The organism is Aquimonas sp. (assembly GCF_044377145.1).
Lineage (GTDB): Bacteria > Pseudomonadota > Gammaproteobacteria > Xanthomonadales > Xanthomonadaceae > Aquimonas.
In genome coordinates this window covers 38,825-59,580 of record NZ_JBILJQ010000020.1, presented here as the reverse complement: position 1 = coordinate 59,580, position 20,756 = coordinate 38,825, and the positions used below count along the sequence as shown (strand labels likewise).

General features: G+C 64.9%; 17 protein-coding genes. All 17 read right to left on the bottom strand.

All coding sequences use genetic code 11. The annotated features are described in order from the left end of the window. Window positions 1–178 precede the first annotated feature (178 nt). Window positions 179–1,174, bottom strand: a complete 996-nt coding sequence (locus ACIQ7H_RS08540; RefSeq protein ID WP_395790378.1) for a peptidylprolyl isomerase — start codon at window positions 1,172–1,174, stop codon at window positions 179–181. A gap of 8 nt (window positions 1,175–1,182) precedes the next feature. Then, the gene (locus ACIQ7H_RS08535) at window positions 1,183–2,268 is read right to left on the bottom strand and encodes a hypothetical protein (protein WP_395790376.1); all 1,086 of its coding nucleotides are present in this window, start codon (window positions 2,266–2,268) and stop codon (window positions 1,183–1,185) included. A gap of 295 nt (window positions 2,269–2,563) precedes the next feature. Further along, the gene (locus tag ACIQ7H_RS08530) at window positions 2,564–4,399 is read right to left on the bottom strand and encodes a hypothetical protein (protein ID WP_395790374.1); all 1,836 of its coding nucleotides are present in this window, start codon (window positions 4,397–4,399) and stop codon (window positions 2,564–2,566) included. A gap of 156 nt (window positions 4,400–4,555) precedes the next feature. After that, window positions 4,556–5,038: a hypothetical protein gene (locus tag ACIQ7H_RS08525; RefSeq protein WP_395790372.1), complete on the bottom strand. Its 483-nt coding sequence runs from the start codon at window positions 5,036–5,038 to the stop codon at window positions 4,556–4,558. Window positions 5,039–5,048: 10 nt separating this feature from the next. Further along, window positions 5,049–7,004 carry a type II secretion system secretin GspD gene (gspD, locus tag ACIQ7H_RS08520; protein WP_395790370.1) on the bottom strand — a complete coding sequence of 652 codons (1,956 nt, stop codon included), beginning with the start codon at window positions 7,002–7,004 and terminating at the stop codon, window positions 5,049–5,051. A gap of 406 nt (window positions 7,005–7,410) precedes the next feature. Beyond that, window positions 7,411–8,112 (bottom strand): hypothetical protein, encoded by a 702-nt coding sequence (locus ACIQ7H_RS08515; RefSeq protein ID WP_395790368.1) that lies wholly within the window; start codon window positions 8,110–8,112, stop codon window positions 7,411–7,413. After that, the gene (gene gspM / locus ACIQ7H_RS08510) at window positions 8,112–8,711 is read right to left on the bottom strand and encodes a type II secretion system protein GspM (RefSeq protein ID WP_395790366.1); all 600 of its coding nucleotides are present in this window, start codon (window positions 8,709–8,711) and stop codon (window positions 8,112–8,114) included. Before gspM ends, ACIQ7H_RS08515 begins: the two co-directional genes overlap by 1 nt. Further along, on the bottom strand, window positions 8,708–9,835 hold the full coding sequence (locus tag ACIQ7H_RS08505; protein WP_395790364.1) for a PilN domain-containing protein: 1,128 nt from the start codon (window positions 9,833–9,835) through the stop codon (window positions 8,708–8,710). The genes gspM and ACIQ7H_RS08505 overlap by 4 nt, the downstream gene beginning before the upstream one ends. 41 nt (window positions 9,836–9,876) lie before the next feature. Then, entirely contained in the window at window positions 9,877–10,722 is an 846-nt protein-coding gene (locus ACIQ7H_RS08500; RefSeq protein ID WP_395790362.1) for a general secretion pathway protein GspK, read from the bottom strand. A 62-nt stretch (window positions 10,723–10,784) separates the two neighbouring features. Continuing rightward, entirely contained in the window at window positions 10,785–11,501 is a 717-nt protein-coding gene (locus ACIQ7H_RS08495; RefSeq protein WP_395790360.1) for a prepilin-type N-terminal cleavage/methylation domain-containing protein, read from the bottom strand. After that, a complete protein-coding gene (locus ACIQ7H_RS08490) occupies window positions 11,498–11,917 on the bottom strand; it encodes a prepilin-type N-terminal cleavage/methylation domain-containing protein (RefSeq protein WP_395790358.1) in 420 nt (139 codons plus the stop codon). Before ACIQ7H_RS08490 ends, ACIQ7H_RS08495 begins: the two co-directional genes overlap by 4 nt. Before the next feature lie 7 nt (window positions 11,918–11,924). Then, entirely contained in the window at window positions 11,925–12,371 is a 447-nt protein-coding gene (locus ACIQ7H_RS08485; protein WP_395790356.1) for a GspH/FimT family pseudopilin, read from the bottom strand. 39 nt (window positions 12,372–12,410) lie between these two features. Beyond that, the gene (gene gspG / locus ACIQ7H_RS08480) at window positions 12,411–12,845 is read right to left on the bottom strand and encodes a type II secretion system major pseudopilin GspG (protein ID WP_395790354.1); all 435 of its coding nucleotides are present in this window, start codon (window positions 12,843–12,845) and stop codon (window positions 12,411–12,413) included. Window positions 12,846–12,850: 5 nt separating this feature from the next. Next, window positions 12,851–14,065 carry a type II secretion system inner membrane protein GspF gene (gene gspF, locus ACIQ7H_RS08475; protein ID WP_395790352.1) on the bottom strand — a complete coding sequence of 405 codons (1,215 nt, stop codon included), beginning with the start codon at window positions 14,063–14,065 and terminating at the stop codon, window positions 12,851–12,853. Between the two features lie 176 nt (window positions 14,066–14,241). Next, on the bottom strand, window positions 14,242–15,996 hold the full coding sequence (gspE, locus tag ACIQ7H_RS08470) for a type II secretion system ATPase GspE (RefSeq protein WP_395790350.1): 1,755 nt from the start codon (window positions 15,994–15,996) through the stop codon (window positions 14,242–14,244). 93 nt (window positions 15,997–16,089) lie between these two features. Next, window positions 16,090–16,701 carry an exosortase H-associated membrane protein gene (locus ACIQ7H_RS08465; protein ID WP_395790348.1) on the bottom strand — a complete coding sequence of 204 codons (612 nt, stop codon included), beginning with the start codon at window positions 16,699–16,701 and terminating at the stop codon, window positions 16,090–16,092. Next, window positions 16,701–20,573: a phosphoribosylformylglycinamidine synthase gene (gene purL, locus ACIQ7H_RS08460; RefSeq protein WP_395790394.1), complete on the bottom strand. Its 3,873-nt coding sequence runs from the start codon at window positions 20,571–20,573 to the stop codon at window positions 16,701–16,703. Before purL ends, ACIQ7H_RS08465 begins: the two co-directional genes overlap by 1 nt. Window positions 20,574–20,756 lie beyond the last annotated feature (183 nt).

Sequence of the window (20,756 nt, the reverse complement as noted above, 5' to 3'; positions counted from 1 at the left end):
GATCCTGGGCGAAGTCGGGATAGGCGAACCCTTGCGAAGCAACCCAATTGGCTCGCCCGCAGCAGCGCCAAGCGCTCCACACATCCACGCCAAACGTCCATCATCCATCAACGCAAAGCCTGGACTGGCGGACCAGTCCAGGCTCTGATTTGCGCTTTTGTGTTCCGCAAACTGAAATCTAGCGCTTGCCTGACTCCAGATATTGATCTCGAAGCGCGGGGAGCAGCTCTTCCTCAAGTTCGAGCGGACTCGACTCATAAGATGATGTGCGGCGCTTCATTTCTTCGGCACGGAAGGCCACCGCAAGCTGCTCGATCAACACATCCTTGACCTCTTCGAAGCTCGCGCTGCGAGCTTCGGTTTTGGCCGCGAGCATCGGCACGAAGTACATCCCTCGCTGCTTGAAAGGCACGCCCACCTCACCTACCGCTTTGCCGAGCAAGGACTTGGATAGTGTATCGTCGGGTGTCGGCACATCACTCAATTCATAGTCCGCAATGCGACCGCGATCTACTCCGTGGGACTCGGGTTCATCGGTATTCGCCAAAAAAACTTCGTTGAAATCCTCTCCCGCCTGCACTCGCTCGGCAAGCTGGATTGCCAGGTCTCTCGCTTCTTGTTCGCCACGCTTCTGCACGGAGAGCGCGATGTATCGGATCTCACCCAGGGCCGGAATCTTGTGCTGTGAACGGTTGACCAGGTATTTTTCGCGCGCCGCGGTCTCCAAGTCAGGCAGTTGGATCGAATCGCGGATTTCGGCGATTCTCTGCTCGGCCAACAGGCGTCGCTCAATGGCCAGTAGTCGTTCCTTCAAGAAGGGCACTTCCGTGCCGGCCTCTCTCGCGTCCGCTGCCAGAGCCTTGGTCCGTATGATATTCATCACCAGACGGGTCAAGAGCTGATCCTCTTGGGCCAGCGAGGCGCGTTCCGTTTCGGGCACCTCGCTCATCGCCGCGTGAAACTCTCCCGCGGTGACCTCAATTTCGCCTTGGCGGGCAATCACGCGCTCCAAACCCGCTGTCGCGGGCTCAGCGGCCGTGGCGATAGCCGCCGAACCCAGTGCGAAGACCGAGACCAATCCGAAAGATATCCAGCTGCGAACACTCCCAATCGCGCCGCGGTTTGCTTGGGAATTGTTGCCTGCGTGTTGGTGGTTGAACAGTTGGAAGAACATTGCCACGGTCACCCGCGGAAGTTGCTGAGGAAGCTGCACCGAGCGCTTGGACACAGCGACTGCCCCTGTAGGATGGAGTCAGGCCCACCCGCCTGGATGATATTCAAGAAGTACGAACGGCCCGGGATGACGCGGCACTGCCCTGCGACTGCATCAGTGGTGAAGATCCGCTTCTCGATTTTCCCGCTGAAGAACATGCGGCAGCTTGCATCGAGGGTGGGTTCATCCGCGAGCACGTTCGCGTTGCTACTTGGACTGCGAAAATCGCCCGAGCACTCGCTGATGGTGAGGTAGAAACCCTCATACCCCGTTCCGAGCGCTCCGTCAGGAGCGACAAAGTAGTTCATATTTTCGACTTGCCGCGCAACAAACGGCATGCTGATGAATTGCTTTTGGTCCAACGGAACTCGCGGCGAGACGTTGACCGGCGGGTACTGCGCGGATCCGCCCAACTGCTGCCAAGTAAGACCACTGTTCAGCCAACCGCTGGGATTGAATAGAAAGGTCCCGCCGTTACGAATGCAGTTGGCGGGTTGGGGATTCGTGCCGGCGACGACATCGATCAGGCTGGTGCGCTGGATCCGGCCGCCCGCGCCGAAGCACGTCAAGCCGACGCTTGCGGGGAGACTGCCGGCGGCTGGGACGCTGGTGAATCTAAGGCCAGCGGCCGGAACATTGCCCGTGCCGTTGAGGGTCTGGAGTCCGGACCAGCCCGACAGCTCAACGGGGCCGTTGGCCACACAGACTTCGGCATTGGCCGTGGACCAGTTGACGTAGAAGGTCTGCCCTACTGCAATACTGGGGCGTGCGGCGCCTTCGGGGGTTGGAGCCGTCAACAGAAACTGCGGCATGGTTGGCGCCGTTCCCCCACTCAGGGCCAAGCCGTCGCAGGTATTGTCGTTGTTGGCGTCCACGCAGCGGAGCCGCACATTGCCCGCTGCATCGAGCGATTGCTCAGCGCCGGCGAGCAATGGCACCACATGCAGCGGCGTTTCGACGCCGGCTTTTCTCAGCTCAAGGTTCTGGGCGTGCGCCAGTGGCGCGGCAAGTGCTAGAAAACTCAATAGACAGGGAATTCGTTTCGAAACGCTCATGATCGGTACCTCCATGGATGCTCAAGTTTGTGCATAGGGGTTGCTGCTTCGCGCAGCACGGCCTGTTGAAAAGCGAGTCCTGTTTGTCGAGCTGATCGCCCTGACGCCTACTTTCGGACCACCGAATTCTACGACATGCCAGCCCAAAGGATCGGGTGGTTTCCACATTGTCCGGGTTTGCTGAGCGGGCGGTCAGCGGGCGGTCACAAACTTGGCGCGGCGATCGTAGACAGCAAAAAAGCGGGGGCGATCAAGTCGCCCCCGCTTCGGATTGCAGCTTTAGAGCAGAAGCAGCTTACAGCGCCGAGCCACCGCTGGTCACCAGGGTGCGGAAGTTCGGGCAAGCAGCGACGGTCTGCGCACCGGTGTTGGGATCAACAATGGTGGTGGTGCAGCCCGGCACGAAGCCGTTCTGGCTGACGGTCTCGGTGTAGACGCCAGCGGCGCGGCTACCACGGTGACGCCAGGTACCGGAGTAGTTCGCCAGCGCCGAGCCACCCTGCAGACGTGCAACTTCCAGAGCCCAGAAGCCGGTCGCCGGCAGACCGAACAGGCGGGTGCCCGTCTTGGTCTGGCCGCTCGCCAGGATCGGACCGTCCAGCAGGTAGTTGCCGCGGCTGTTGCCAAGGTTGTTCGGGTCGGTTGCCGTGTCAACGCCCAGACGGATGTTGGCCCAGCCAGCGGTGACGCCGGTGTTCAGATTGCGGGCGTAACGCGAACCCAGAATCTGCGACGCCGTGTTGGTTGCGCCTTCGCCAGTGTTCGCCTGGTTGAAGCTGATCACCTGAGCCTCGTAGCACAGGCTCGGGCCAGCAGTCGGAGCGCTGCCCGGGGGCAGCGGCGAGAAGTCGATCACTTCTTCGCCGGGACCGGTCAGCGGACCTTCTTCGCGATTCCAGAACGACAGCGTAATCGGCTCGCACGAGCCCAGGGTGTCGTACACGCGGCCGTCCAAGGTGGTGTCGGTCCAGTCGGTGAACGGACGCAGGGCCTGCAGCACGGTGTGGTTGCGGGTCGCCAGCGTGCTGCCGGGGACAAAGGTCGCGCGATCGATGTGATTACGCTTGGTCGGGAAGGTGACCACCCACTCGGAGTTCGCACCCAGAGCTGCGTCAGCCACGAACTCGTTCAGCAGGTTGCGGTACATGAACAGCGCCGACACAGCGGAAGCCTCGCGACCAGCCGGGAAGCCCATCACGACCGACTGGCCGTTGATGAACACTTCGCTGTCGACGCCGCCGTCAGCGCGGTTGGCGGCCGAGACGAGTGACGGGTTCACCGAGTCCGGGCGAACGTGCAACGTGTTCCAAAGGCCACTGGCGGCAGTGCCCTGCTGACGGTAGAAGCCGTCAATGGCGTCCGCGTTGTAGCTCAGGTTCGTGCCGCGTGCACCGTTGACGATGGACACGCCGCCGAACAGACCACCGGACGGCGGGGTCATGTCGACGTTGGCGCCGGTCGCGGTCCACACGCCCGTGCTGGCCCAAGCGCCACGCACAGCGGCGCAGTTGCTCGGAACGCCGGCAGCGGTGTGCTTGATGGCGGAACGCAGGGTGCGAGCGATCGGCGCACCAGCGCTGGTCTCAATGATCAGGTCAGCGGCATCACCGTTGTTCAGCACGTTGCCCATTTCGATGATCTCGAAATGACCTTCGCGGGTACGGTCGAGACCCTGCGGGCCGTCGTCCTTGCGGTTGGCGGCGTACTGGAAGTTACGGAAATCAACCGAGCCGGCAGGCGTGGTGCCCTGCGCCGGGCGATTGACCAGGTCCGGCACGGTGCAGGACGTGTCGGTCGTGGCCAGCACGCCGGGACCGTTGGCATTGCCCAGGTCGGTGATCTGACCAGTCCAGACGTCGAACGGCGACAGGTACAGGTTGAAGTCCAGGACTTCCTGCGAGTTGCGGCCTTCCAGGAAGCGGACCTTGACGGCCTTGGTCTGGTCGGTGGTGTTGACAACAGAGACCAGGGTGGCCTGGTTGTTGTTAACGGTGTAGTACGGGTAGATCAGAACCTGGCCGAGGCCATCGGCGTTCAGGTACATGCGCGACTGCGCATTGGCCAGCGAAGCGATGCCAGCGACGCCAACGAGTGCGGCTACGAGGGCGCTGGACAGCGAGGTGGTCTTCATGAACTCACTCCTAAAGTTGTTTCTTCCACAGGGCTTTTGGCAGGGCGTTGTTGTGTGCAAATCCTTTCAGGGGCCTGCCATCCCCGATCGGCCAAAGTCACACGCCCGAGGAAAGTACTTGATGCCATCGGTGATGGCAAGCGCTTTCCTCGAACGTCACGGGACATGGTACCACGCCCCCTCAATCATCAGCCACTTCTCACGGACCCAGGTTGCCGTGACAACCGCGCCGGCGCCGGGAACGACCACTTCGATGTCAAGGCGGATGACCACGTCGCAGGTCTGCTCGTCCGCGCACTCCTTCCTGTCGACCGCAGCGGACAACCAGCGGATCGGTCGGTTGCGCATGTCATCGATGTACTTCTCGCGGTCGGTGATGGCCCGAAAGCCAGGGCTGAGGTAGTCCCAGGATTGCTCGGCCTCGCGCAGGATCAGGTGGTCCCAGCGTGCTTTCGCGCGCGCCTCCAGGCTCGTCGAGTCTTCGACGTCCTTGGCTGAGCCAGCTGCGCCCGACCTGACATCACCCTGAGTTTTGCAGCCCAGCAGGGCGACGGACAGGATGGCAGCCCAAGCCAGCCAGGCCAGTGTCCGCAGCAAGTGCGGCTTCGGTCGCCGGGTTTCGTCGATCATCGTGTGCATGGGCATTCCTTTATTCAGTTTCTGCTGGTACGGGGCGAAGCGGCTCGATGCCGCGGAACTGGCGAAGGTACTCATCGGTGATGCGGCGCGCCTCGCCCGGGTTGCTGACGACCCGAGGAGTAATCAGCACGATCAGCTCTTGCCTATCCGACCCGGTGGTGTGCTGGCCGAACAGAGCTCCGAAGACCGGTATCCGGCTGATGAAGGGGAGACCGGTTTTGCCGTTACGGTCGGTCTGCTTGATCAGCCCTCCGAGAATCAGGGTCTCGCCCGATTGCACGGCCACTTCGGTGCTGAGGGTCTTGTTGTTGATCGGCGGGTTAGTACCCGCGGGCGCGGCGCCCGGGCTGCTGTCTTCCTGCTCGATCTCCATGAACACCAAACCGCCGGGATTCACGCGAGGGGTGACCGTGAGGGTGACGCCCGTCTGCAGGAACTGGGTGAACGAGTTCTGCGTCGTACCCGTGCCCACACCCGCGCCAGGAAGCCCCCCGATGGATACGCTCTGGATCGGGATCTGGACGCCGACATTGACGGTAGCGCTCTTGTTGTTCAGCACCATCACTGACGGCGCCGACAAGACCTCGGTGCGGGTCACACTGTCGAGTAAATCCATGATGCCCTGGATGCTACGACCGGCGATGAAATTCCAGTTGCTGGCGCCGTCGACGATGGAGGCCCGCTGAGAGCTGAAACTGTTGCGGGTGGTTGCGATGCCGCGCAAACCGCCATCAGTAGTGATGGCGTTCTCCACAAACCAGTTGACGCCATAGTTGAGCTCATCGTTCAAGGTGACATCCACCACCCGCGCTTCGATATGCACCTGAAGAGGGATCTGGTCGAGCCGCTCGATCACGCGCCGGATCGACTCCCACTGCTGGCTGGTCGCTTTGACCAGAAGCTGGTTGTTTTCCTCGATCGCAGACACACGCACATTCTCTTCGGAGCCCAGCGCAATCCCACCTGCCGCGTCGACGACCGGCCCGGAAGGCAAGCCGCCGCCGCCTTCCGATGCCGGGCCGCCACTGAACGAGGTTGCGGCGGCGCCGGTATCGGCAGGTGCCGGCTCAGCGTTGTTGTCGAATCGCGGCTGTTCGCCACGGCCCAGCGTGCTGGCGCGCACCGGCTCCAAACCTGGAGCAACCGAGCCGCCCTGCGCGGATGCACTCTGACGCGCTTGCCCGCCAAAGATCTCGCCCAGAGTTCCAGCGAGGTCCGTGGCCTTGACGTTTTTCACGTCGTAGACGTACAGGCGCGAACCCGACTGGCTGCCGCCCTCGTCCAGACGCTCGATCCACTCTTTGGCTTGATCGAGATATCGAGGCTGCGGGGTGATCACGATGATCGAGTTGACGCCTTCCAGCGCGATGAAACGGAACATGCCCGCCAACGGCGTGCCGGAGCCCTCACCGAACACTTTCTCAAGCTCTCCGACGACCTTCTGCGCCTCGGCCTGCTCCAGCCGGAAGGTGCCGACCGACATCCCGGCCAACCAGTCGACATCGAAGATCTCGATAGTCTGGATGTAATTGGCGAGCTCAGCCGAGGTGCCGGCAAGCACGATCATGTTGCGAGCCGGGTCGACGCTGAGAATGCCCTCCGGTTTGGCGTAGGGCTTGATCAGCTTTTCCATCTCTACCGCAGCGATGTACTGCAAGGGCACCACACGAACTTCGTAGCCACGTGCGCCGCCAGCGGCGCCAGCACGCGGGGTCAGATTGCCTGGCACAGCCTGTGCGACAGGCAGGATCGTATAGCGTCCGTCCTGCCATACCGCAGTCGCATTGTTCCACCGCAGCAGCATTTCCAGTATGGACAGGGCCTGGTCGCCACGCAGTGGCTTTGCCGTAGAGAAGGTCACCGTGCCCTGCACGCCCGGAGCGATGACGTAGTTCTCCTGCAGGAAGTCACCGAGGATCGCCTTGACTACAGCGTGCAGAGACTCGCCTTCGAAGTTGAAGGTCACTTCACCAGTGGCGCCGGCCCCGGCTGGGCCTCGCCCTGCGAGGTCGCGGTTGATGAAGCTGCCGGTGCCGAGGCGAGTGTCGCTGCCCGTGTCTGCATCTGCGTCCGTGTCAGCGGATGCCGTCGAACTATCGTTCAGCCCGGCTGGCAGTGGCGCAGTTGTCGCTGGCTGTTGGGCCATGCGATCGGACTGGCTGACGAGCGGCGGATAGCTGGGCGACCCTCCGGTGGTGGCGCAGCCGCTGGCGAAGACTAGGCTCGCAAGTGCGAGCAGGCCGAGTACGCGTTGGGTCACGCTGGATGCTCCTGATGCGAAGGCGCCGCGAGCGACACACTCCGGGCGTAGGGACGGCACAAGAGCACCATCACTGGTCAAAGGTTCCCGCATTGGGTTCGATTCCTGGTAGTTACTGGCGGGCACGTTCGGACTCCTCGCGCATCTGGCGGCGACGCTCCTCGATTCGGCGCCGGATCAATTCGGCGCGGGCCTCGGGGCTGTCCACCGCCACGGGCTGTCCATCGGCACCCACGGCTGGAGCAGCATCGGGAGCAGGCATCGGCTCGGCGATCGCCGTGGGGGGCTGACCGCCGGCACCGTCGAACACGCGAAGTTCGAGCGACTTGCTGCCGCCCGGCCCTTCGAACACCGCCATCCGTGGCTGCAGGTCCGTCAAGCGCCAGCCGGCCAGTTCGGCCTTCAGCTCCGCCCCGACGGCAACGGACTGGCTGGTGTTGCTGGCGGCGTGGAACACGATGGCGATCTTTCGCTCACCGCCCAGAATCACGCTGGTCAGAACGGCGTCCATTGCGGTGGGCGCAGGAGGTGGGACAACACCCGAGGAATCCGCCGACTGCACCGGTGGCAACGGGCGACGGTCGTGGTTGAACAAGGGCCGGTCGCCGATGCCGGCGTAGCTGCCCTGCCCTTCAAGCCGGCTGACCGCCTGCTCCAGATTGATCTGCGGCAGCTCGGGCACCAGCGAAGGATCGTCGCCGAGCACGCTGTGCCGGCCACCGAGGCCAGTGACGGCCGCCAAGGCGAACAGGCCGCTCCATGCGGCCAAGGCAGCGAGGCCTGCTGTCATAAGAATCTGCGATCGACTCGCCATCAGCTTCCTCCCTGCGGACGCAGATAGCCGTGCACGTTGAACGAGACATCCACGTAGCCAACGAACACCTCACCGCCCGGCTCCGACGGGGTTCGGCGAGCGACGATATTGAGCTCGCTCAGGAACAGCTGTGGACTGCCGCTTTCGAGCTCATGGATGATCGGGTACAGGTGCTCCAGCTCACAGCGCAGGCGGACCTGCACCGTCACGCGTTCGAAGGCCTCGGCCTCGCGCCCTCGCATCGGTTGACTGTTGATGACCAGACAACGCTCGGGCTGGCCCTGACGCTCGATCAAGCTTTGAATGCGCATGATCAACGCCGGCGCAGCAAGATCGAAGGTGGGGTCGGTCAGAAAGCCCGGGTTGTTGGATTCGAACGCACGCACTTCGGCCAGCCGAGCCTCGATCTCGGGACGCTGCGCGGCATTCGCGCGCATGCGCTGCTCCTGCGAACGCTCCTCGATGAAATCGGCGCGCGCGGCCAGCAGCGGCTCGACAAACCACCAGTGCACGAACAGCAGATACAACAGCAGCAGCAGCGCCGCGAGCAGCCCCAGCGCGAGCCCGCGGCTGTGCTTGGGATTCACCAGAGCACTCACGGCTTCACCTCGGCCGGGGGGCCGTAGTTCACCGTGATGGTGACGCGATCACGCGCCACCCGCGGATCCGGCTGGATCGATCCGTTGAGCGCAGCGTCGCGCAACAGTGGCGACTCCTGCAGAAATCCGACCAGGCGGGTCGCCTGGGCGCTGAATCCGGTGATGCTGACCTGATTGTCGCTGACCGACAGGCGTTCGAGGAAAGTGTCATCCGGCAGGGTGCGGGTGATCTCGCTCAGCAGCTGCAGCATGGAGGCTTGGGTCTGCTTTTGCACGGCGAGAAAATTGGCGGCGGCGGCAGCGTCTTCCAGCTGCTTGCGCAGCGCGACCACGACCCGCGCGTTCTCGCGCTGCACCTCCACTTCAGCCTGCATGGATGCTACTGCGCCGAGCCGATTCTCTGTCACCTGACCCATGCCGAACAGCACCAGCAACACGCTGACCGCGAACAGGCTGGACTGAATGATCGGATGCGCACGCGGCATGCTGGCCCGCGCGCTCGGCGGAAGCAGGTTCACGCCCAGGCGGGATCCGTGCGTATCCACTACGTCGACCGCCGACAGCCCCGCCGCAATCGAGCCCAACTGGTTCAATTCGGTGTCGAGCACCGGTTTCGGCACCACCAGCAGCTCAACCTGAACCTGTTTGGCACCAGGGTCCTGGCGCAGGATACGGCTATCGAAGTAGACCTGATCGGCCTTGAATGGCGTTTGCCGGTCGAGCTCGAAGCCAAGCACCGCATCGAGATTCTCGAGCGCTGCGGCCGGCAGGCTGAGCGTCCGTCGCAGCAGGCGTGAAGCGGGCAGCATCAGCACCCGGCGCTGACCGCGGCGCGAGTCATCCAGCCCACGCTCAAGCAACTGCGCCCACTCTTCACGTTCACCTGCAGCGAGCAGCATGAGTGGCCGGCGCAGGCCGCCGCGCTCGGCGCTGACGGCAAAATTCTCGCCATCGGCCTGCAGTACCACGCATGCATCTTCGACTGTCAGCACTTCGCGCCAGCGCAGCGGAAGGAAGGACAGCAGTTCGCCCGTCCACCAACGCCAGAAGCGCGGCAACGGGGTCTGTGCGAAACGCGACCGCAGTCGCGCCAGCACTGGATTGAGGGCGTCCGCCAGTGTCATGCGCCAGCTTCAGGTAGGAGTGAACGGAAGGAGTTTCGGCCTCAGAGCGCGGTGCCATCCTGCCAACGAAGCACGCTGAATGCCCGGCCCGATATGCCAGAACCTCCGAGTCGAAGAGTCACCCGAAGTTCCGTCCAGGCGCCATTCGGGAGAGTCGCGCGGCTTTCAATACTATACGTCCCGGTGCCCCCCTCCGCCACGAGCGGGGTGCCATCGGGCAAGGCGGGCGATGGCGTGCCCAGGCCTGGCCTCCATGCATAACGCAGCTGGAGGATGGTGTCTGCGACTTCCTGATTGATGTTCGCCATGCTGCGTATGACTTCGATCGGTGCGAACGCAAGGTTGGGCACCGCTTGGCCCGAGTAGACCGTGAGGGCGGGCGCCACACGCTGGTACAGCTCGTAGGACACCCCCATCACTTGCTGCAGCTCGGCAGGGATGTCGAAGGGTGCGTCCTTGGCACCGTAGGCGAATCCCTCGGCCGCATAGTCGCTGTCTTCGGCGCCATTGGGCATACGCAGATCATCGCCATCGCGCCAGTCAATGATCGCCTCGGCAATCGCTGTCGCCTGCATCGTGTCCAGGCCCGCGCCCACGAACAGGTTCGTGAAAGTCTGCGCCTCGGCTGCATTCAGATCGATCAGACCGGACTCATCCGTCACCCGGATCTCGATCTCGGCATCGCCAAATCGGGTCGCATAGGGTCGCCCATCGGGGATCCAGCGCAAGGTCGGATCCGGCAGCGACAAGGCCCAGGCGGCCTGATTGATGCCAGCTTCGGCGGCATAGCGGGCTTGGGTGGTGTCCAGCAAATGGCGCGCCTGCAGCGCTTCGGTGCGCGAAATCAGGGCGAAGCTCCCCAGCAACAGGGTCAGCAGCGCCAGCATCCACAGCACGAACACCAGAGCCACACCTCTGGAACCGCGGCCCAGCTGAAATCCGGCGGCGCTCATTGCGTTGGCTTCTGCGGTGAGTCGCTTTCGCGGTCGCTACGCGGGCGTCGGCTCGGCTGGCCGTTGTAGAAGCCTCCCACCACACCCGTGGATCCCGCCATTACCGGGATCTCAAGCTCGGCCCAGCGCTGCGGACGATCCCGCGGAAACTCAGCAACCAGGCGCACCATCATCGGCAGGAACTGCGGGTTGTCCCACTCGCGCAGCCAGTCGGTGGCTTCTCCGTTCTCATCGACGGTGCGGTACTCGAAGCGCGCACTCGCGAGCCCATCGAGCACCAGCACCGGAGGACGCTCGCCAGCGCTGCCGGAATCGCTGTCATAACCGTTGAGCAAGGCATGACTGAACTCGATCCGTTGGCCCTTGGCGCTGCGGCTGATCGAGATGATCTGCACGTGCGGACCGCCACGCGCGAGATGACCCGGCATGGGCGCCACGAATTTCATCTGGGTGTCGTCACCCTCGAATACATAGACCATGCCGAGGTCGTCGCTGCGCTCAAAAGGCAGGGCCATCGCCTGTGAAAGTTGCTGCCGCAGAAACTGCTGGGCGATGCGCACGCTGTCGGTGCGCGTGACCAGCGCTTCGCCGCTGCGCACAGCGCGCACGCTGGTCGACAAGGCCGCCATCGCGCCCAATACCATCAAGGCCAGCAGCGAGACCGCCACCAGAATCTCGATCAGGGTGAAACCGCGGCTGCGTGCCCGGCTCATGGCGAGCTCATCGGTACGTTCGGATCCGGCGTCATCGCGCGCAGGGTCGAGAACTTCATGTCGCGTCGCTTCGAGCCCACTGCCCAGCTGAGAGTCAGCTCAAGTCGATACAGCTGCACCGCCAGCATGCCGGGCGTCAGCGGACTGTCAGTCTGCAGATCCGCTTCATACGGGCTGACATCTAGTTCCCAGCGATAGTCGCCGTCCAGCCTGCCGCTGGTGCGGCCGGGCTGCAGGCGCTCGCCGACGCCGCTGGTGTCCAGCAACGACTGGGCGAGCAGGGCGGCATGGGTTTGCTCGGCAGCGACCCGGGTCTGCTTGAGCGCGCTGGTGGCGATCTGCATGCACAGGCCGATCGCCACCGCGAAGATGGCCAGCGCAAGCACCACCTCGATCAAGGTGAAGCCCCGTTGCATTGGTGGCTTAGCGCTTGCCGGGTTCACGCAGAGTGACCTCGCCGGTCAGCCAGTTGATGTCGATGCGCCAGACGGTCTCGCCGCGCGCCAGCTCGATGTTGCCGCCGGTGGATGAGCCATCGGGGAAGAAACGGATACCTGCTTCGCCACGACTGATCTGCTCCTGCTGCGCGGTTTCAATCGCGAGAACGAGCTGGTCGGGCAGGGTCTGGGTCGGCCGCCCTGCCGCGCGGTAGGACTTGTCGTCGACGTTCAACATCAAGACCTGTTCTTCGCGCTTCACGATCGCCTGGCCACGCGTGTAGCGGAGCGCGGCGACCAGATCACGACTGGCGCCACGGATCTGCTGGCCGGCAAGGCCCATCCCCATCGCACCGGCGACGACGGCCATGGCGATGCCCATCAGCGCGACCACCACCAGTATCTCGATCAGGGTGAACCCGCGCATGCGCATGGTGTCAGGCTGCTCCTTCGCCAGTGCGCGTGCACATGCTCAGTCGGTGTTCTTGATGTCGCGATTGACGCTGTCGCCGCCAGGCTTGCCGTCCTTGCCGAGGCTGACGAGGCTGTAGCCCGCATCGCCTTCACCGCTGGCGGAGTACTGGAAATCCTTACCCCACTGGTCCTTGATGTCGGCGTCCTTGGCGTACGGTCCCAGCCACGTGTTGGAGCCGGAGGGCTGACGGATCAGGTCGGACAGACTGCTCGGCAGGTTGCCATTGTCGAGCTGGTACTGCTCGATCTTGCCGGTCAGGGTCTGGATCTGGGTGCGGGTCAATGAGGCCTTGGCGCGGTCCTGCCCACCGAAGACCTGGTTGGCCACCAGACCTGCGATGACCGCGATCAGGGCCACCACGATCAGGATTTCGATCAGGCTGAAACCGGTCTGGCGAAGGCTGCGCAGGCGACGGGCGTTGCTGGCATTCATAGAGTTCATCCCACGGTGTTGGTGAGTTCAAAGATCGGAATCAGGATCGCCATCATGATCACGGCGACCGCCACGGCCATCAGGACGGTGATCACAGGGACCAGCGCCGACAGCAGACGTTCAACGGTATTGCGGACTTCGACATCGAAAGTATCGGCGACCTTGCCCAGCATGGTGTCCAGCTCGCCCGATTCTTCGCCGACGCTGATCATCTGCAGGGCCAGACGCGGAAACAACTTGCTGCGCGCCAGCGCCACCGACAGACCGCCGCCGGTCTTCACCTCCTCGGCGGCCACGCCCACCGCCTGCGACAGCGCCGTGTTCGACAGCACATTGCGGGCGATTGCCAGGGCAGTCAGCAGCGGCACACCGTTGTGCACCAGGGTAGCGAGCGTGCGTGCCAGGCGTGCGGTATCGAGCTTGGCAGCAAGCACACCGAACATGCCACGGCGCAGCAGCCAGCCGTCGAACGCGAGCTTGTTGGCGGGATCGGCCAGTGCGCGCGAGAACATCCAGGCTGCCACGCCGATCACGCCGAGTATCAGCCACCACCAACTTTGCACGACCAGACCCAGCCACATGATCAGCGAGGTCAGCCAAGGCACTTCCGCGCCCATGTCCTCGAACAGCGGCATGAACTGCGGCACCACGTAGCCCACCAGCAAGCCCAGCGCGCCAACCACCATCAGGATCAGGATGGCCGGATAGATCATCGCGTTGATCACGCTTTCCTTCAGCGCCTTGCTGCGCTCGAGGTAGTCAGCGAGACGCTTCAGCGTGTCGTCGAGCGAGCCGCCGATTTCGCCGGCGCGCACCATGTTGATGTACAAGCGCGAGAACACGCCGTGTTGATGCTCCAGCGCCTGCGACAGCGGCGTGCCGCCGCGCACCGCCTCGCGAACACGGTCAATGACCTTGCGCGCCTGCTCGGATTCTGGAAGGTCCAGCAGGATCTGCAGCGCGCGGTCCAGCGGCTGCCCGGCGCCCAGCAAGGTCGCCAGTTGCTGGGTGAACTGCAGCACCTGGGTCGCGCCCATCGGCGAACGCTGAAACAGCGCGCCCAGACCCCGGCCCGCCGCCTCGTCGGCCGGCTGCGCCTTCAGCGGAATGTTGCCCGCGTCCTGCAGCTTGGCGATCACCTCGTCGGCCGACGCGGCCTCCATGATGCCGTCGAGCGCTTCACCGGCGGGGCTTAGGGCTTTGTAGCGGAATTGGGGCATGGGTTAGAGCCGAGATTCGGGATTCGGGATTCGGGATTCGTCAAAGCCGGGCTCTGCAAGACCCTGCCTTGCGCTGCGGTTACTGGTCCAGAGCATGTCGGGAGCCCAACTGGCTGGAGCGCTGCCGCGCCGCTCTAGCGAATCCCGAATCCCCAATCCCGAATCCCGGCTCTCCATCACCCCTCCTGCGTCACCCGCAGGACCTCCTCGATCGTGGTCACGCCCTGCATCGCTTTTACCAGGCCGTCTTCGTACATGGTGCGCATGCCGTTGTCGCGCGCGGCCTGTTCGATCACACCCATGTCGGCGTGCTGCATCACCAGCCGCCGCAGCGGATCGTTCATGACCAGAAACTCCATGATGGTGGTGCGGCCGAAGTAGCCCGAGGGTGAGGCCGGCGAGGCGACGGGGCGGTACAGCTGGATCGGGTCGGCGTCGCTGAAGCGGCGCAGTTGGAACTCGTTGATCACTTCGGGCATCGCCGCATAGGCCTCGCGGTGCCCGGCATCCAGCCGGCGCACCAGACGCTGGGCCAGGATGCCGTTGACGGTCGAGGTCAGCAGGTAGTCCTCCACCCCCATGTCGAGCAAACGGGTGATGCCGCCTGCAGCGTTGTTGGTGTGCAGGGTCGACAGCACCAGATGACCGGTCAGCGCCGACTGGATCGCGATCTTCGCGGTTTCCAGATCGCGCATTTCGCCGATCATGATGACGTCCGGATCCTGGCGGACAATCGAGCGCAGCGCGTGCGAGAAATCGAGGCCGATCTGCGGCTTGGCCTGGATCTGGTTGATGCCCTCGATCTGGTACTCGACCGGATCTTCGACCGTGATGATCTTCAGATCCGGCCGGTTGAGCTTGGACAGCGCGGTGTACAGCGTGGTGGTCTTGCCCGAGCCGGTCGGGCCGGTCACCAGCAGGATGCCGTGCGGCAGCTCCAGCACCTTCATGAACTTGTCGAGGAAGTTGTCGGTGAAGCCGAGCTTGTGGAAGTCGAACACGATCGATTCGCGGTCGAGGATACGCATCACCACCGACTCGCCGTGCGCGGTCGGCACGGTCGATACGCGCAAGTCGAGCTCCTTGCCCTGCACGCGCAGCATGATGCGACCGTCCTGCGGCAGGCGACGCTCGGCGATGTTGAGCTTGGCCATTATCTTGATGCGCGAGATCACCGCCGCGGTGCTCGACGAAGGCGGCGATTCGACTTCGTGCAGCACGCCGTCGATGCGGTAGCGCACCTTCAGCCGGCTCTCGAAGGGTTCAATGTGGATATCGGATGCGCGGCCTTCGACCGCGCGCTGGATGACCAGGTTCACCAGCCGGATCACCGGCGCCTCGGAGGCGAGATCGCGCAGGTGCTCGACATCGTCCTCGCTGCGCACATCGCCGTCGGCGAGGTTCTCGACAATCGTGCCCATTGCCGATCGGCCGGCGCCGTAGTAGCGCTCGATCAGATCATCGATTTCCGAGCGCAGGCCAACGTGGAGTCTGACCTCTTTGCTGGTGGCCAGTTTGACCGCATCGACCAGGTACGCATCCTGCGGATCCGCGGTCAGCAGGTCGATATGCGTCTCGGATTCGCCGATCGGGCACAGGTGCTGCTGCTTGAGGAAACGCAGCGACAGCTGCACGTTCGGCGGCGGCGCATCCGGGCAGTCCTTGACTGAGACCAGCGGCAGGCCCAGCACTTCGGCGCTGGCTTCGGCCACATCTCGCTCGGATGCCAGACCAATGCGGGTGATCAGACCGATCAAGCTACCGCCCGACTCCTCCAGCAGGCGCTTGGCGCGGACCAGATCGGCCTCCTTCAGGCGGCCGCGCGCGAGCAGGGCCTCGCTGATGCGGGTCTCCAGCGCCAGCACGGCCTCGTCGGGTGTTTCGACGGGCGTTTCGGCGGCGGGAGCATTGTCAGCCAGCACTGCGTTCAAGCGGATCGCCTCGGACGGTCGTAGATGGAGCGGACGGCCGACAAGGATAACCCCGAACTCCGGCCACGCGCCGCGCAGGTCGCGAGGCGGGGCTCAGACTGTCGGTGGCTCCGGAGGTTCCCGGGTGAACTCGACCAGTTCCTGCAGGAAGGCGCTGTTCAGGGCGATCCACAGCACGATCGGGATCACAGGTGGCAGGACGAGGTAGCCGAACTGGTAGCCGAGGCCGATCACATCGGTGGCGATGCCGGCCTGCTGAAGCGCAGCCTGACCAAGCGGGCCGGCACGGAACTGCAGGAGATACAGCGCGTCGAACACCGCCCCCCAGCTGATCACCAGCCACAGCACCGGCACTCCGACCGCAAACTGCTTCAAGACCTGCCGACCCGTGATCGGCGCCGCCATCACCAGGCCGGCGAACAAGGGCAGGCACCATGCGTAGACCATCGGCGTCGAGGTCAGGATCAGCTGACCGATGCGACCGCTGGAATCGGCCTCGGTCAGCAGACGCGTCACCACTTCGAAGTTCTGCCCTTCCTGCTCGATCAGTTCGATGGTCTGCGGCAGGATTTGCACCAGCACCGCGCCGGCGATCTTCGCCACCGGCCACAGAATCGGGTTGATCAGCAGCGCCCACAGGAAGAAGCACGACGGCAGCCACAGGGTGGCGGCGAGAATGAAGCGTCGCAGCGGAGAGAGGCTCATCAGGCCACCCATGCGCGGGCGTTGCGGAACAGACGCAGCCAAGGCGAATCCTCACCCCAGCCCGATGGGTGCCAGCTCATCTGCACGCTGCGGAACACCCGCTCGGGGTGCGGCATCATCAAGCTGACCCGGCCGTCGGCACTGGTCAGGCCGGTGATGCCGTCCGGCGTGCCGTTCGGATTGGCCGGGTAGGCGCTGGCGATCGCACCGCCGGGCTGCACAAAGCGCATCGCCACCAGTGCCCGCGCCTGCTCGGCCGCTGACGCAAACACCGCGCGACCTTCGCCGTGGCTGACCACGATCGGCAGCTGCGAGCCAGCCATTCCGGCCAGCAGAATCGAGGGCGACTCCTGCACTTCGACCAGCGTCAGCCGCGCCTCGTACTGCTCGGACAGATTGCGCTGAAAGCGCGGCCAGGCCTCGGCGCCGGGTACCAGATCCTTCAGCTGGGCAAGCATCTGGCAGCCGTTGCAGACGCCCAGCGCGAACGTGTCGCGGCGGCCGAAGAATTCGGCGAAGGCTGCGCGCAGGCGCTCGTGTTCGAGGATCGAAGTCGCCCAGCCGCGGCCAGCGCCGAGCACATCGCCGTAGCTGAAGCCGCCGCAGGCCGCCAGACCGCGGAACGAGGCGAGGTCGCCGCCAGCTTCGAGCAGATCGCTCATGTGCACATCGACCGCTTCGAAGCCGGCACGGGTGAATGCGGCGGCCATTTCGATCTGGCCGTTGACACCCTGCTCGCGCAGGATCGCCACCCGCGGACGGGCGCCCGAGTTGACGTAGGGCGCGGCGATGTCGTCCGCGGCATCGAAGCTCAGCACGGCCTCCAGCGGCGCAGCATTGAAATCGCTGGCGGCTGCGCGCTCGGCCTCGGCGCAGCCGGGCTCATCGCGGCGCAGCTGGATCGCGTGGCTGGTCGACCACCAGGCCTCGAACAGCTCCTGCCAGCTCCATTCGGCCAGCAGATCTTCGCCATCGAGCACCCGCACCCGCGGCTGCCGGCTGGGGCGCCCGATACGCTGGGCGCAGTGGATCAGGCCGTGGCGCTCAACCAGATCAGCGAAGCTCGCACGGTCTTCGGTGCGGATCTGCACCACAGCGCCCAGTTCCTCGTTGAACAGCGCCGGCAGCGCGGCCTCGGTCCAACCTTCGAGCTGCAGCTGCAGACCACAGTGCGCAGCGAATGCCATTTCACAGGCGGCGGCGAATGCGCCACCGTCTGAACGATCGTGGTAAGCGAGGATCAAGCCTTCGGCGCGGGCGGCCTGAATCAGCTCGAAGAACTCGCGCAAGGTCTCGGCGTCCTCGATATCCGGACTGGCACCGCCGAAGCGCTCGAAGCACTGGGCCAGGATCGAGCCGCCCATGCGCTGCTTGCCGGCGCCAAGGCCGATCAGCCACAGCTCGCTGTCGCCCTGATCGGTCGCCAACACGGGCGTCAGGGTTGCGCGCACGTCTTCCACGCGGGCGAACGCCGTCACCACCAGCGACACCGGCGAGACCACCGACAGCGCCTGATCCTGATGCTGCCAGCGCGCCTGCATCGACAGCGAATCCTTGCCGACCGGAATGCCGATGCCAAGCTCCGGACACAGCTGCATGCCGACCGCCTTGACCGCCTCGAACAGCAGCGCGTCTTCACCGGCATGCGAGGCCGCGGCCATCCAGTTGGCCGACAGCTTCACCTCTTTGAGCGAGGCCACCGGCGCGGCAGCGAGATTGGTCAAGGCTTCACCGACCGCCATCCGCGCGGAGGCAGCTGCGTCGATCAAGGCCAGCGGGCTGCGCTCGCCGAGCGCCATCGCCTCGCCGGTGTAGCCGCTGAAATCCGCCAGGGTGACCGCGCAATCGGCCAGCGGCAGTTGCCACGGCCCGACCATCTGATCGCGCGCTGACAGCCCGCCGACCGTGCGGTCGCCGATCGTCACCAGAAACTGCTTGGCGCCGACGCTCGGGTGCGATAGCACGCGCAGACCGGCTTCGCGCAGATCGACAGCGGCCGGATCGAGGCGCGGCCAACTGGTGGCACGCGGCACTTCGGTGTCGCGCAGCATTTTCGGCGCCTTGCCGAACAGCAGATCCATCGGGATATCGATCACCGCCTCGGCCGTGCCGGTGACGGCCAACGCCTGCGGCCGTGAGTCGAGCACCCGCAGATGGCGCGCCGCGGTGACCCGGCCGATCACGCCGTACGGGCAGCGCTCGCGCCGGCACAGGGCCTCGAATTCTTCAAGCTGCTCGGCAGCGATACCCAACGCGTAGCGCTCCTGCGCCTCGTTGCACCACAGCTGCATCGGTGACAGGCCGGGATCGTCGGAGGGCACTTGGGCGAGGTCGATATCGCCGCCGGCCTCGGAATCATTCAGCAACTCGGGCACCGCATTCGACAGCCCGCCGGCGCCGACATCGTGGGCGGACAGAATCGGATTGCCGTCGCCGAGCAGCCAGCAGCGGTCGATGACTTCCTGACAGCGGCGCTCCATCTCGGGGTTGTCGCGCTGCACCGAGGCGAAGTCCAAGTCCTCGGTGCTCTGCCCCGAGGCCACCGATGACGCAGCGCCGCCACCCAGACCGATCAGCATGCCCGGTCCGCCGAGGATCACCACCGCATCGCCGGGGCGCAGACGGCGCTTCTCGACCTGATCGCGCTCGATGCTGCCGACGCCGCCGGCCAGCATGATCGGCTTGTCGTAGCCGCGCCACAGGCCGGGCTCGGCGGTCGGCAGCTCGAAGCTGCGGAAGTAGCCGGTCAAGGCCGGGCGGCCGAATTCATTGTTGAACGCGGCAGCGCCGAGCGGGCCATCGCGCATGATTTCGAAGGCCGAGGCCATGCGCGGGTTGAGCGGACGCTCCTGCTCCCACGGCCGGGTCAGGCCGGGGATGCGCAGATGCGACACCGTGAAGCCGGTCAGCCCGGCCTTGGGCTTGCCGCCGCGGCCGGTCGCGCCCTCGTCGCGGATCTCGCCGCCGGAGCCGGTGGCCGCGCCGGGGAACGGCGAGATCGCAGTCGGATGGTTGTGCGTCTCGACCTTGATCGCGAATGCAGACGGCGCCAGCGCCCGCTCGACGTACTCGCCGTCCGGCCCGGCCGCGAAACGACGCGCCTCGAAGCCTTCAACCACGGCTGCGTTGTCTTTGTAGGCCGACAGGGTCAGCTGCGGCGACACACGCTGGGTGTTGCGGATCATGCCGAACAGGCTGATCGGCTGATCCTCGCCGTCGATCCGGTACTGCGCATTGAAGATCTTGTGCCGGCAGTGCTCGGAGTTGGCCTGCGCGAACATCATCAGCTCGGCGTCCGAGGGCTGTCGCTGCAGAGCGCCGTAGCGGTCGCGCAGGTAGTCGATCTCGTCGGACGAGAGCGCCAGGCCAAGCTCGGTGTTGGCCTGCGCCAACGCGGCGGTGTCGATGCGCGCAGCGCGCGCTGGCGTGCCGGCGGCGAACAGGCCCGACAACGCGCGTCCGTCCTCGACCAGGGCCTGAGTCATCGGATCGTGCAGCAGCACGGCGAGGCCTGCGACCTGCGAAAGCGCCGCAGTCAGCTGGTAGGCCAGACCGCGCTCGACGCGCTGCACCGGCAGGCCGGCACCGCGCAGGATCTCAGTGGCCTTGGTCGACCACGGCGAGCGAGTGCCCAGCCGCGGCAGCACCCACGGTGCCTGCGGCTGTGGCGCTGACTGTCCGGGCGCCGCTTCCAGAATGCGGCCGAGCTGCGCCGAGTGTTCCGCCGTGAGGCTGGCGCCGGGCTCCAGCTCAATGAAGTACAGCCAGCGGGTGGCCTGCGGGCCCAGGCCGGGCGCAAGCGTTTCGACCCGGGCGCTGAGCGCCTTCAGCCGGAAAGACGAAAGGGCCGCCTGGCCCTCGAACACGATCATGCTGACCTTGTCACGCGCACAGGGCGCGGGGGACGGGGCGCGCATTCTAAGCGAATCATCACCGCCCTGCCCCGCGGCAGCCCGCATCTGCGCTGATTCGGCGAGGTTGCGCGGGGCCGAGGTTTCCTATCGCCACCGTGGGTTCTCGGCTAGTCTTGACGGCCGTCCACGCCCTGCCGACCG